This is a genomic window from Spirochaetota bacterium (genome assembly GCA_034190085.1).
GTDB lineage: Bacteria > Spirochaetota > UBA4802 > UBA4802 > JAFGDQ01 > JAXHTS01.
The window spans coordinates 108,305-121,349 of sequence record JAXHTS010000035.1; the positions used below are offsets into that span (position 1 = coordinate 108,305).

General features: G+C 40.8%; 18 protein-coding genes. 8 read left to right on the top strand and 10 right to left on the bottom strand.

What is annotated here, in order from left to right; translation table 11 throughout:
• Nucleotides 1-1,032, top strand: coding sequence for a 3-keto-5-aminohexanoate cleavage protein (locus SVZ03_06700; GenBank protein MDY6933897.1), 1,032 nt, complete (start codon nt 1-3; stop codon nt 1,030-1,032).
• 18 nt (nt 1,033-1,050) lie between these two features.
• The gene (locus SVZ03_06705; protein MDY6933898.1) at nt 1,051-2,313 is read left to right on the top strand and encodes an MFS transporter; all 1,263 of its coding nucleotides are present in this window, start codon (nt 1,051-1,053) and stop codon (nt 2,311-2,313) included.
• A 60-nt stretch (nt 2,314-2,373) separates the two neighbouring features.
• Here the strand turns inward: SVZ03_06705 and SVZ03_06710 are convergent, their stop codons facing one another.
• Both SVZ03_06710 and SVZ03_06715 read right to left on the bottom strand, forming a co-directional pair.
• Nucleotides 2,374-3,600, bottom strand: a complete 1,227-nt coding sequence (locus tag SVZ03_06710) for a radical SAM protein (protein MDY6933899.1) — start codon at nt 3,598-3,600, stop codon at nt 2,374-2,376.
• Nucleotides 3,600-4,451, bottom strand: coding sequence for an amidohydrolase family protein (locus SVZ03_06715; GenBank protein MDY6933900.1), 852 nt, complete (start codon nt 4,449-4,451; stop codon nt 3,600-3,602). The genes SVZ03_06710 and SVZ03_06715 overlap by 1 nt, the downstream gene beginning before the upstream one ends.
• A 1,148-nt stretch (nt 4,452-5,599) precedes the next feature.
• Between SVZ03_06715 and SVZ03_06720 the strand changes: the two genes are divergently transcribed.
• Together SVZ03_06720 and SVZ03_06725 are read left to right on the top strand one after the other, a co-directional pair.
• Complete coding sequence (locus SVZ03_06720; protein MDY6933901.1) at nt 5,600-5,902, top strand: transposase; 303 nt, start codon at nt 5,600-5,602, stop codon at nt 5,900-5,902.
• Entirely contained in the window at nt 5,899-6,219 is a 321-nt protein-coding gene (locus SVZ03_06725; protein MDY6933902.1) for an IS3 family transposase, read from the top strand. The genes SVZ03_06720 and SVZ03_06725 overlap by 4 nt, the downstream gene beginning before the upstream one ends.
• Before the next feature lie 75 nt (nt 6,220-6,294).
• On the opposite strand, the gene SVZ03_06730 is transcribed toward SVZ03_06725, so the two are convergent.
• The 3 genes from SVZ03_06730 to SVZ03_06740 form a co-directional block, all read right to left on the bottom strand.
• Nucleotides 6,295-6,522, bottom strand: coding sequence for a hypothetical protein (locus tag SVZ03_06730; GenBank protein MDY6933903.1), 228 nt, complete (start codon nt 6,520-6,522; stop codon nt 6,295-6,297).
• A 31-nt stretch (nt 6,523-6,553) separates the two neighbouring features.
• On the bottom strand, nt 6,554-6,805 hold the full coding sequence (locus tag SVZ03_06735; protein MDY6933904.1) for a hypothetical protein: 252 nt from the start codon (nt 6,803-6,805) through the stop codon (nt 6,554-6,556).
• A gap of 131 nt (nt 6,806-6,936) precedes the next feature.
• Entirely contained in the window at nt 6,937-8,205 is a 1,269-nt protein-coding gene (locus SVZ03_06740) for a hypothetical protein (protein ID MDY6933905.1), read from the bottom strand.
• Between the two features lie 685 nt (nt 8,206-8,890).
• On the opposite strand from SVZ03_06740, the gene tnpA reads away from it, so the two are divergent.
• From tnpA to SVZ03_06755, 3 genes are all read left to right on the top strand, one after another.
• Nucleotides 8,891-9,316 (top strand): IS200/IS605 family transposase, encoded by a 426-nt coding sequence (gene tnpA / locus SVZ03_06745; GenBank protein ID MDY6933906.1) that lies wholly within the window; start codon nt 8,891-8,893, stop codon nt 9,314-9,316.
• A gap of 84 nt (nt 9,317-9,400) precedes the next feature.
• Nucleotides 9,401-9,700 (top strand): hypothetical protein, encoded by a 300-nt coding sequence (locus tag SVZ03_06750; GenBank protein ID MDY6933907.1) that lies wholly within the window; start codon nt 9,401-9,403, stop codon nt 9,698-9,700.
• A 40-nt stretch (nt 9,701-9,740) separates the two neighbouring features.
• Complete coding sequence (locus SVZ03_06755) at nt 9,741-10,151, top strand: DUF4062 domain-containing protein (protein ID MDY6933908.1); 411 nt, start codon at nt 9,741-9,743, stop codon at nt 10,149-10,151.
• Here SVZ03_06755 and SVZ03_06760 read toward each other — a convergent pair.
• From SVZ03_06760 to SVZ03_06775, 4 genes are all read right to left on the bottom strand, one after another.
• Nucleotides 10,144-10,719 (bottom strand): hypothetical protein, encoded by a 576-nt coding sequence (locus SVZ03_06760; GenBank protein MDY6933909.1) that lies wholly within the window; start codon nt 10,717-10,719, stop codon nt 10,144-10,146. The genes SVZ03_06755 and SVZ03_06760 overlap by 8 nt on opposite strands.
• A gap of 749 nt (nt 10,720-11,468) precedes the next feature.
• Nucleotides 11,469-11,627 carry a hypothetical protein gene (locus SVZ03_06765; protein MDY6933910.1) on the bottom strand — a complete coding sequence of 53 codons (159 nt, stop codon included), beginning with the start codon at nt 11,625-11,627 and terminating at the stop codon, nt 11,469-11,471.
• Between the two features lie 114 nt (nt 11,628-11,741).
• On the bottom strand, nt 11,742-12,092 hold the full coding sequence (locus SVZ03_06770; GenBank protein ID MDY6933911.1) for a hypothetical protein: 351 nt from the start codon (nt 12,090-12,092) through the stop codon (nt 11,742-11,744).
• 114 nt (nt 12,093-12,206) lie between these two features.
• Entirely contained in the window at nt 12,207-12,509 is a 303-nt protein-coding gene (locus SVZ03_06775) for a group II intron maturase-specific domain-containing protein (protein ID MDY6933912.1), read from the bottom strand.
• 109 nt (nt 12,510-12,618) lie between these two features.
• On the opposite strand from SVZ03_06775, the gene SVZ03_06780 reads away from it, so the two are divergent.
• On the top strand, nt 12,619-12,873 hold the full coding sequence (locus SVZ03_06780) for a transposase (protein MDY6933913.1): 255 nt from the start codon (nt 12,619-12,621) through the stop codon (nt 12,871-12,873).
• Here the strand turns inward: SVZ03_06780 and SVZ03_06785 are convergent.
• Nucleotides 12,842-13,045 (bottom strand): transposase (locus SVZ03_06785; GenBank protein MDY6933914.1); only part of this gene is annotated, 204 nt, incomplete at its 5' end. The two genes, SVZ03_06780 and SVZ03_06785, sit on opposite strands and share 32 nt — an antisense overlap.

Sequence of the window (13,045 nt, forward strand, 5' to 3'; positions counted from 1 at the left end):
ATGGCTTTAACACTAGATGACACGAGTTGGAGGTTCACTGATAATAGGGAGTGGCGTGAGCACTTTACCAAATGGCCCCCAGTAATCATTAGCTGCGCGATTACAGGTGGAATCCATGGGAAGGCCGCGAATCCGGATTTGCCTGAAACACCGGAGGAACAGGCTGATTCTACATATGAGGCATACAAGGCAGGATGCAGCATCGTGCATATCCACGCCCGAGATCCAAAATCAAATTACTCCTCGCAATCTCAGAGCGCAGAAGATTTTTACAGGGTGAATAAGCTTATCAGGGAGAGGTGCCCGGATATAATCATAAATAATACAGGCACACCAGTATTCTATACAGATGATGAGGAAAAGATGGTTAAACACTTCGCTGAATGTAATCCTGAGGTGGCTTCGCTAGACGTTGGTATGCTCTATATGCGCGTTAGGATAAAGGCTCCAAAGGGGGCTGAGATATCAAATGATAATGCCTTGAGTAGACTGGCCGGCGGAGGATTTGAGCATACTGATGATGGATTTATGCAGTTCGAGGGAGTGATCCCGCTGGGTTATAGCAAAACTGAAAAGCTTGCTCGGGCAATGAGGATCAATAATGTAAAGGCTGAACTCGAGGTCTTCAACAGCCAGAGCTGGTGGTTCGTTGATAATCTAATCAGCAAGGGATTGGTCGATCCACCATATTGGTGCCAGCTCGTTTTTGGGCAGGATGGCGCCTGCAGTCCGCCCACTGTTATGACAGCTCTGGAGATGATAGAGAATATGCCTCCCAAGTCCCTCTTTTCCGCTATTGGCATTGGGCCGCTGCAGCTTCCGGTTAATGCACTAAGCCTCATCATGGGCGGACATATAAGGGTAGGAATGGAGGATAACGTATATTATCGCAAGGGAGAACTGTCAAAGAGCAATGCCCAGCAGGTTGAGCGGGCTGTACGCATAGTGCATGAATTAAACAGGGAGGTCGCTACACCCGCGCAGGCGCGAGAGATGATTGGTATTGACCAGACCCCCAAAGAGTATTCATAACAAGCGAGCGATTTATTTATGGATGAACAACAAAAAATGTCAGGTTTTTATGGTTGGAAAAATGCCGGGATCCTCTTTACTACCTATTTCATCGGACTCGGTATCGTCTTCTATGGCTTTTCAGTGATCTTTCCCAATATGATTAAGGATATGGGATGGGGTCGTGGGGAGGCCGCCATAGCTCACACCATCAGGGGAATAGTAGTAGGCCTGTTGAGTCCCCTTGTGGCCCTTTTGATAAAGAGGATCGGTAGCAGGAAGACGCTATCTTTAGGTATTCTCATTATGATTATTGTGCTCTTTTTTCTTGGAACAGTTACCAAGCTCTGGCATTGGATACTGCTTTGGGGTTTTATCATGTCAATCGGCTTTGCCCTTGCTGGCCTACTAGTTCATCAGACTGCTGTGACCAATTGGTTTAGTGTCAAACGTGGGGCAGTTTTGGGATTAGTGATGTCCGGCGCATCGGTGGGTGGATTTGTGGCCACACCCACCTTTACATGGATAATGCAGAATACTAACTCCTGGAGATGGGGCTGGTTGATTTGTGGGATGTTTTGTGTGTTAGCTCTAGCAATAAGCTATTGGTTAAAGGATAATCCTGTGGATTTGGGACAGCATCCTGACGGCATATCGCCAAATGAAGAAGAGGTCGCGCTAGGGAAGGCAAGGGTGGCGCGTACCTATAAGACCCCTGTTGAATGGATGTTATCGGATGCTATTAGAACGCGTTTTTTGTGGTTTTCACTTGTAATAAACATCAGCCAGATCATGGGTCTGTATATGATGGTGGTTCATGGGGTGCTCCATATAACTGATCTTGGGTATTCTGAAATGCAGGCAGCCTCTATTATCGGATTTGTTATCCTTGCAGGAGGCGTGGCTCGTTTCCCAATGGGTTGGCTTGGAGACTATATTGAACCCCGATGGATTATCAATATTACCTGCCTGGTAATGTCGATCTCCTTCATCGGCATTTGGAAGGGACCCAGCTTTACAATGCTGATGATCGCAGGGCCATTCTTTGGCGTCTGTTACGGGACTATCCTTGTGTTAATATCCGCGTTAGTCGCCAATTACTTCGGACAGGATCTGTTCCCTAATGTTATGGGTTTTATTATGCCCTTCTTGGTTGTTATCGGGGCTATAGTGCCGGTGGGGGCCGGTTATATAGCAGATGCCCTTGGCAGCTATGACCTTGCCTTTATGATCATCATCCTAATAATGATGATCGGCTTTATCCTTTCCTTTTTCCTGACGCCTCCAAAGGCTAAAGTTTAAGAATGAAAATGGATGATGAGGATATCATAGTTTAAGCCTATAATTAGAAAGAATTTTATTTTATGGATCTGAAGGCGCAATAAACTCTTTGGCAAAGCACTGAACCGTCGTAAGCCCAGCTTCCTTCAGGATGTGGCGAACCCTCTTCATTTCATCAAAGCTGGGCCACATTATTTGGCTTCTATAATCACCATGGAAATAAGCCATGCCAGTGGTTTGGATGGATGGATCAATGTTATAGATTTCCCTCCCCATGCGTCGAATCTCCTCAAAAGAGATCAGTTCTTCATTATAGGGCACTCCCAGACCCATAAATACACTATCATGATAGTTCTCTGAAATATATGCTACAGCCTTCCAGGCTGTATCCATGCATCTTTGAGCCAATTCCCTATTCTTTAATCCTGTAATTCTCATAAAGGTCTCTACATGCAGGGCCTTAAGGTCAATCCCAAAGACATTCAATCCAGCATCTATTAGCTCATCAATATAGTTTTCAGTTAGCAAAGATCCATTTGTGGAGATGTGAAGGCGGATTCCTGGTTCCGGATTAAGCTGTTTAAGCTCTTGTACTAATTGGATCAGCCAAGGCCTATTCAGGGTTATTTCCCCACCAGATAGCAAAAAGCTCTCTAAACCTAATTCTTTTAATTTATTAGTGAGCATTTTCGCTGTTTCCTGAGGAGTGAAGGCTAATCCTTTCCCCATATGCGTAATCATCCAGTTATGACACTGTGGACATCTGAAATTACATCCAGCCACAATGCAGCATAATTCTATAAACTGAGAAGTGGAATTTTTTCTAAATTCCCATGAGGTGCCCACCCCGCCATCAGGATGTCCACCAAAGGGACCAACAATCCTTCGTGGTATATAGTCATCAGGCAGGTCGGTTTTTATCTTCATCCCCGCTTTTGCCTCTGTTACGCAGGCTAACCTGATCTCACCATCAATATCTACAGCACAATTCCCACACGCGCCGACCCCGCAAGGGGCGAATAGATCGTCACTGCCTGGCAAACAGGCGCTGATACCATGGCCACTCTCCCAGAGGGCCTCTTTTACAGTTATCCTCTCTGGCACATTCTTTTCCTTGCCGTTAACCTCAATCTGTACTTCCCTTTTCCTTTTAGCCTCTACTAATTCGAGAGCCTGGTTTGGACAGATGAGATTGCAGGCGCCGCAGCCAATGCAGATCTCTTCATTAGCCCCAGGACATGCTACAAACTCTTTGCAGGCGCCGCAATCTGTGCATTCATGTATATTATGGCGTGTTTCGTAGGGCATTATTGCTTACCAAATACATTTTCAGCATTTTTATAGTAAACATTTTCCATGGCTTCAGGTTTAAAACCCTCTGCTTCCCAATCCTGAAAGAGCCTTTCAAAGGAGAAGAAGGGGTAATCAGAGCCGAACATGATTTTGCGTTTTAATCTTCCATTGATCTCTCTTTTTAGCTCTTCTGGAAAGTATTTTGGAGACCAGCCATGCACTTCGTTATAAACATTAGCCTTGTGAACCATCACTGAGATCATCTCACTGTGGAAGGGCCATGGGCAGTGGGAGGCAATTATGTTTAGGTTTGGGAATTGAGCAGCGACATCATCAATATTGGGAATGGGCCTCTCGGATCCCAGCCTTATGCCCATGCCGCCCGGCGTGCCAGCTCCCAATGCAGTATGACCCACACTAATCTTAATCGGGGCATTTTTAGCGCTGCAGAGTTCATAGATTGGGAATAGCTTGGGATCATTTGCAGGGACACCGCATGAAGCTCCATAATAGAATATTCCAAAGGATCCAACCCTATCAATATATTTTTCCAATTCGATCACATAACTCTTGATGTCGAATTCGGGATTAAAGGGCGCCCAACTTCCATAAAAGTCGTCAGGGAAGTCGTTCTTTACCTTTAGCATATACTCACCAATCTCTGCCATCATCTCATAATTTGTAGGAGCTGGTGTTAAAAAGATTGCCTTAACACCTGCTTCTCTAAAAACCTGCATCATCTCCTCTTCAGTCTGATAATAGGGGATGATGGTTTTGAAGGTTGCCTCAAAATGTGCTTTAAAATCTTTAGGGAATAGGGCGCCCTTCTCTGTAGTCATCTGCGTTTGAAGATCAATTACTTTCATAATTATCACCTGTTATTTTAGTTTTAAAATGTATTTATTGAAGAAATAACGAGAAGGATGAGTCTGTATATTTGTCAGACATTTTTGCATTCTGAATTTAATACGTCAACTTTAAAAGTATATATTCATAGAAAATGCCAGTGCTAGTAAATTAAATGGGTAGGTTACATTATTTTGTACATGTCATTCCGGTTGAGACGGAGTGGAATACCGGAATCTTTATATTAAAGAAAGCTCCTCATTATTTTAGGATAATGAGAGATTCCCGCCTCCCTAGGAATAACATAGATTAAAAAAATACATACTAAATTAAACTACTACCATGCCAGTCAATGCTCATAGAGTGGGGGAGTAGAACTTGTGACAGATGTCATTCCCTGGTATGCACAGGGGCAGGCTCTGTGAATGCAGGGGAATGACATTTTAATCAACTTCAACTCATTATACCTGTTTTTTGTGAAATAAATATTATTGTATCCATAGTTGAGTAGTCACAATTTAAGAAAAAAAACGCCAAAAGGGTAATTCCCCTGAAGATTAATGCTCTGGTTCGGGTGAGAACAACTATGACCTAGGTAATATTCTTCCCGACCTAGGTAATAACTCTTCAAACTTGGGAGATAATGTTTCTTGTATTGGTTAGTATCCCTTCGTACTGAGATTTAAGATTTTAAATGCTAATCAATTCTGTGCATAAAATAATATCAAAGAAGATGAAAACACTTTGATATTATGAAAATTGCTGATACATATAAAAAAGCCCTCACCAAAAACAATATAGGCGATGAATTGGGCAGCATGGGGGGATATCCTGTTTCTGGATATTATTATATTTTGAATGTTATCCAGCTATATAAGTATCAAATTTTTTTAATTTGACTTGTTAGTTATTTATATATGTTATTATACAGAAACTATATATTAATATGTTCGGTGTGAGAAGATGAAAATACTTTTTTTTATTAAAGTACGACATGGCTGGCACGTGGTTCGAGACACATATATGCACTTGACACCTAATCGAGTAGCATTTGAGAATTTGTGCTTCTATTCGCCATGCGTCTTAACATGGTGATTATGGCCTTGCCCTAAAAAAGAGGACGCGAAGTTAAGCGAAAGAAATGATAATAAGCTTAACGGAGGAGTCAATGAAATCAAGAAGAAAATTTGACAAACAATTTAAGATTGATTCAGTAGAGTTGCTGGAGAGAAGCGGTAAAACAACTAGTGAGATATCTGAAGATTTAGGGATAAGGCCTGATCTTTTATCAAGATGGAGAAGAGAAATAAGGGATAATAATGGGAAAGCATTTCCTGGGAAAGGTATTCCTCGGGATGAGGAATTATATAGGCTGAAGAAGGAATTAGCAGATGTAAAACTGGAGCGTTATATATTAAAAAAAGCAGTGGCCATTTTCTCAAAGACCGAGAAGCGAGGTATAAATTCATGAGAGACCATAGCGGCAAGTTTCCGGTGAAGAAAATGGCCGAAGTGTTGGGGGTATCACGTAGCCGCTATTATTCTTATCTTAAGAATCCGATGAATAGATATAAGATGGATTATGAAGATCTTAATGTTATTATTCAGGAGATATACGAGGCAAATCGTAGGCTATACGGTAGCCCCAGGATATTCAGGGAGTTAAGAAAGCGTAATATCAGATGTTCGAGAAGGCGGGTAGCGCGTATAATGCGAGAGAATGGTTTTAAAGGGAGCTATTGCCAAAAGTTCTTTATTGCCTTCCTCATCTGCTGCTATTATTACTAAAATACATGATTTCTCTTCCATACTTACATTACAATATATTCCATCTACCCAAAAATAAACATACTGCTTATTGCTTTAATCCCTCTTTAACCATTCTTGATACTCTGATTCCCATATACTTTTCAGCCTCGCTACTGTTGAAGCGGATACTCCTTTAGCTTCATCTCCCAATATGGCTGTTAAAGCTGTGGGGAAATCACCTGTAGATATACCCTTTAAATATAATACTGGAATTAAATTATCAATACTCGGGATCCGTCTTAAAAAACCTGGGTAATATCTGGCATGTGAACATCTCTCCATCTCTTCTATCTCTTAATTTCCTGACATCTACTCATTCATGCTTTATTTTAATTGCGCCTAATCCTGTTATTATATCTCTCATAGGCATGTAACCATTCCTTACAGCAAGGCGATGACCATTATCATCTTTTCTATATTTATGTTCTTCTATAAAATTGGCAACCTCTTGCTCTATTGCTGCCTGGAGCATCTTTTGGGCTCCTTCTCTGAGAACTTCTTCTAAAATAAACCAGCTAGTGCCTCCATCTGAAAATATTCCTTTGTTCCTCTTGACCTCAATCATAAAACTATCCTCCTTAACATTGATTATTATATATATCTATTCATACTGGAGGATAATCTTATTTGTCTATCAATCCACAACTTTTGGCAATAACATCGGGAAATAGCGTTACTCAAAAAGAAAGGAAGCGCTCAGTCGATGAGATAGGGCCACACCTCCGCTTCTGCATCAGTGCCCCACAGAAGATCCGCATATCCGTAGCCATTGATGATCGACAGGGTTACGTCCGAATTCCCGGCGTTTTGAATCAGCGTGCCATAGTAGCTCTGGTCTCCGGAGCTGAACTCGCCGTTGACCATGACGACGCGCTCCTCAATGCCGCACCAGTCGATGGTGTAGTCGCCGCTCAGGGCGAGCAGACCGTACATGTCTTTTGCCAGGGCTAGAGGCGCGGTACCTTGGCCTATGTCGGCCGCCACGATGGGCATCACCTGATGATCTGTTTTAGTAAGGCCGAAATCGTCTTGCAATGGATCGATGTCGAAATTGTAGTACCCGTTGCATACCCCCTGTATCATCACCCATTCCCCAGGGAGCCCGGTAATCGGACTGGTCAAGCCGGGAAGAAAGGCCGTGTATATCAAAGAGAAGTGAAGCAGGCCGTTCAACGTGAAGTTGCCCGGCAGCCCTTCCGGGCGGGGCTGTCCGGAATCCATCTCCGGATAGAGGGCGGCGGCGAATATCAGCTCCTTGAAATCGGCAGCGAACGTGTCCACCAGAATCCCCTCATCCATGAGCTGAGCGATGGCATCGTAAGTGATACCGGAATACGCGACTTTTTCAGGATATATATCCGGATCGAAGCTGTCTGTATCGATGAGGCCGATTTTTTCGAACCACGGGTGACTGAACTTGGATGCGTAATCCATGATGCAAACGGCGCCGGAGGATTGTCCGATGAACTCATAGGGCAGCCGGACGGCCCTACGAAGGATCCTGACAATTTTGTGCATATCCGCCACGTGCTTCTCTATCCCCCACTCCCGTACGGACGGATCCAGGTTATCTTCCGGCATGACGTCTTCACGGAAGGTGATACTCACTACGAGATAGCCGTTTTCACGCAAGAAGTGCGCGATGTTCTTCTCCCTCGGTGCGAAATAGTTGTTGCGGAAATTGTATCCGCTGGGGGTTACAAGAAACGCGACCCTGTCGGGTCTCGAATGCCTGTTTTCAAGGACATCGATCGTGAGAGGATACTGTTCGTCATTAAAAGCCAGCTCGCCCCACCGCCAATCATCGGTGTTCTCGTAATGTATCCATTCGACCGGGGCTCTTTTCGCTAGGGCAGCATGTATTTGATGCAACTTTCCTCGATGGTAAGACCGAGCCTCTTGGGGCCAAAGAGCGAGTACCATCACGCAGATGACCGCAGACACAAGACAATCGAATTTCTTCATCTCATCCTCCTCTTTTTACAGCAGACTGTGGCGCATTATCTAGCAACTGAAATCGATTAGCAATGACAATACGGGATCGCCCCTATAGCAAACAACCTCCCATGGATGGCTCACAAAAGAGCCGCACCAATGTGGCCCAGTTCAAGCGAACATACTAGCATGTTGTAATATGCGACTTTGTCTAAAGTGTTTGGTGTTGTATTTATACTTGATTGTTTTTCAAACAAAAACAATGATAGAAAGATCAATAGCTGAAGTCAATAAAAGATCCTCATCCCCAGACGGGACAAATATAAATATCCCAGAATTCAATATCGAAGTGCAACATAGCTTAAATAAGTAGTGGCCTCATAAGCCTCTGTAAGGTAATAAGTTTTAAAAGAAACAAATACCAAATAGTAGTGCTTATAAGACCATATCAACATTTATCATTATCAGAACGTCGTGTTATTCAAAAAATGAAATGGAGATGAGAATCTTTACATTCGATAGCTAAATTTTAATACTGTATCCTATCTTTGACGTCAACAAGACACTTGCATTTTATTAAATTATAAATTTAACTACCAGCTATGCTGGTAAGTTTGGAAGAGTTCCACCTATTATTAGCTTAAAAAATTATTAGTTTAGAAGAAGTTAAAAATTTTTCCTCCTGAACAAAAATATGCTACAGGAGGAAAAATAAATAAGTACGAACAAGTTACAACATGTAGTCTGGGATTGCAAGTATCATATTGTAATAATCCCCAAATATCGTAACAAGGTTTTTGATAGAGAGATAAGGGAAGCAGTAAGAGATGAAATAAGAAAACTTTGTGTATGGATGAGAGTAGAGATTATTGAAGGAAACGTATGCAAAGACCATATTCATATGTGTTTAGCAATACCGCCGAAGTATTCTATTTCAGAAGTAATTGGAAAGTTGAAAGGTAAGACAGCGATAAGAATGTTTAATAAGTTTCCTGAATTAAGGCAGAAATATTGGGGCAGTCATTTTTGGAGTAGGGAGTATCACGTAAATACTGTAGGTAAAAATGAAGAGATGATTCGTAAGTATATAAAAGATCAGGATAAACTTGATAGATTAGAGAATCAAGGAAAACTATTTTAGCTGAGAAAAAAAAGCCCCTATGGGGCTCATCAAGCCCCCACCTCTGGTGGGGGTGGTTGTTGACTAAAGAAAATATGTTTAAGTATGTTTTGTGTATTAATAGTTTTTACACTTACATATTTTAAATTATCAAATAAAGTTAATGAAGGATGCACATCCTGGATAGCCACAGGAGAATCACTTGCTGGAGGAAAAGTTCTATTGCATAAAAATAGGGATTCTGATACTATCGAAATGGAAGTTATAGAGGTTCGAAATGGTTTGTATAAATATCTTGGTTTGATTAAGAAAAATCCAAATGATAATGATATTATTCAAGATTTTGGAGGAATAAACGAAACAGGACTTGCTGTATGCAGTAATTTTGTACCATATACATATTAGTCAGGATGTTATGTCTCAGAAAGAAATTAGGAGGCAAAAAATGCCGGGAAGGATAAGGCACAATGTTTTCATTGCCTCGACACTTTCCTATCTTCGAGAGGCTTGGATGGTTGTGGAGGGAGCTGTAATTGCAGCGGGCCAGTTCCCTATACTTATGGAGCGATTCGCTCCTAGCCGCCATCGGACACATGATTTGGTTAAGCAGGCAATTGCAGACGCTGACGTCTTTCTCCTGTTGCTGGGCTCGCGAGGTGGAACGTATACGGAAGTTGGACAAAAGACATATTCTGAGCACGAGTATGACTGTGCGGTAAACTTCTTCAATCCCATACTTGTTTTCTTGCCCACTGAGGAAAAATTCCAGCGTGATGTCAGCTTATCCGCGATTACACCAGATGAAAGATACGAGATATGGACCTTTCGCGAGCGCATCTTAACAAATATTAGTTGATATCAAAATAGAGTGAATACCCTAATCCTATACTAATATCATAATAATCATCTAAACTTGAATTATCAATATAATCAGTATATAATTGCCCTAACCTTAAATTAATTAGCGCACCATCTAGGTCATATTTTAACGAAATGTCTAAACCGTAGCTTATTGATTTATGAGTATCATCATCACTGTTAAATACTTTAAGATATCCATAACCAATTGAAGGTGAAATATCGAAAAATAAATTATTATCAATTTTAAATGTATAACCAGCTATTAAATTAGGTCTAAAACCAATAGTTTTGCTATTCTCAAATTTATCATAATCATTATAAGTGAAATAAGACGCTGGACTAATGCCAAAATGTATATTATCTATTAAATAATAATCTATAGCGGGAGAAAAAGATACTCTATGGACTTTACTATCATCATCAATATGAGATAATACTGAAATTCCACCGCTAATTTCTAAAACATCTTTTTGTGCAAATTTAGAATTGTATGGCTCATCAGCAAATAAATTATGATAAAATAGAAAAATTAACATAAAACTTAATAAATTTAGTTTTTTCATTTTAACCTCCATTATTTTTTCCCAAAATAAAATCAAAATATTATTGATAAGCGAGTTGTTTATTCTTAATCAGCAAGATTGTTAAATATTTCGTCCATATCACTTAACTATATAAAAAATAATATTACCCAACTAGACAATATTATTTTATCAATGATAATCTGTTACCAGGAATCCTCCTTCTTTCATGAATTTAATTAAAAGGTAGCATATAAACCAAACTAAAAACTAGTCGGTAGAGCGAATTGAATAATATTCTCTACTATATAATCGCTAAAGAATCCAAGAAGGATAATGCATGCAGCAATTATCACCATAGGAACCAGCATACTAACTGGTACTATTGATTGGAACTATTGATAGAAGTAATCCCAATAAAAGCAATCCCAATAAAAGCAATCAAAAATATAAACATTTTCTGATATTTATACCTTAAAATGTAGAGTACGATGAAAAGTACATGAAGAAGCTGCTTCAAAATGAAATATATATCCCTTTTATTCCCCTTTGGGAAAAATAACAATATATAAGGAGGCTTTATTTAATAACAGGACAGACCTTTCCTGACATAAAACAATTCAGGATATTCATATGTATAGATATTCAATTGTTTAAAAGGCACTCATTAAGCCATGGAGGACTCTTTCCAGTCCGTACCAAGTGCCGCAGTATCTTTTTAATCTCGTATCCAGAAGTAATTATTGCAATAACCCGCATCTCAGAAGAACATTTTGGACAGGTCATAACGTCTACTTCGTAGATCTTCTGGATGAGCTGAGCCCAGCTAGCCTTGCTTTTTTATGCGAAATGCTGTCAATACTACACATTACTTCAATTTCTGCATAATCGCTCTGCCTTTCCAGTTCATACTGTTCTTTCCATCCGACAAGCGCATGTTTTCCCACCATGCCACTTGCCCCTGCTTTTCGATGAATACATTCCAAAATACCGAATCAGCCTTAATCGCAAGACCGGAATATGCTGTGCAGCAAGTCCAATGAACTCTACTGGGTCATATATCTTCAGGTTCTCCTTAAAGTAAGGGTTGTACTTTGTTTTAAAATCGCCATGCTTTTTACAGGTTCATAGATGTTTTTTTTCAGAGAGATCGGGCACCGGGCAATATACTGCGCAAGAGCTTCTCTTGCTTTATTGTCATGCCCCATGATCCGAATGGAGTTATGTATATTAAAACCGCTGTGCTTCCATGAAAGCAAATTCCGGGCTATTTTATCTGTTATCCTGTCTGTGTCCTTGAAATAGTTAATAACCTGTTTTCTGAAATATTCTTTAATTGGAACAACCTTACTTTTCTGGTCATTAACCTTCAGTTTCAGGTTCTTTTCCACATAGCGCGTTATACTTGCAAGCACTCTCTTCCCTGCACGTTCGCTTTTGACTAAAATGATAAGGTGAGTAGCGCAAGGGAACCTCCCCTCACGCTCTCTCAGAACCCGGCGTGAACCTCTCAGCTCAACGGGCTCCCATTATCCAGCCGTTGGTTTAACGCCAAATTGCCAGTGCGGAAACAGTTGAGATTGTCTTATGGCAACATTTCCCAACCAATGCTCTGCTCTGCGCCTATGGCCTTTCAACTCTTTAAATTTCCTCATTGCCCACCTGACCAATGTTCTGTTCAGTTGCTGCAACGTCGCGTAAAGCGCGGATTTGTAGAACTTGCCATAATAATTTATCCAACCCCTTATTACAGGGCTGAACATTCTCGACAGATCCTCAAGGGATTTATCACTACGGAGGTGCATCTTCCATCTTTTGGCTTTTTGCCTCATTGCCTTGCCTGCCTTGTTACTTACACCTGGTAGAAAGCTTGGCCTTTCCCCAAAAAAGATGACACGAAGTTAAGCGAAAGAAACGATAATAAGCTTAACGGAGGAGTCAATGAAATCAAGAAGCAAATTTGACAAACAATTTAAGATTGATTCAGTAGAGTTACTGGATAGAAGCGGTAAAACAACTAGTGAGATATCTGAAGATTTAGGGATAAGGCCTAATCTTTTATCAAGATGGAGAAGAGAATTAAGGGATAATAATGGGAAAGCATTTCCTGGTAGAGGTATTCCTCGAGATGAGGAATTATATAAGCTGAAGAAGGAATTAGAGCCTATTCCAGTAGGCCAGTTGCTCTCCATGTAATGATTCCGCATGCGATGTGCAACATTGCAAGAAAAGTATCAGCTCTTTTTTCCCATCGAACAAGAATCCTCCGGAATCGATTCAACCATGAATGAACTCTTTCTACAACCCATCTACGTGCCTTGTAACCATCAATTTGTTTTATGTCTTGTGCTTCTTCACCCCGAGATCT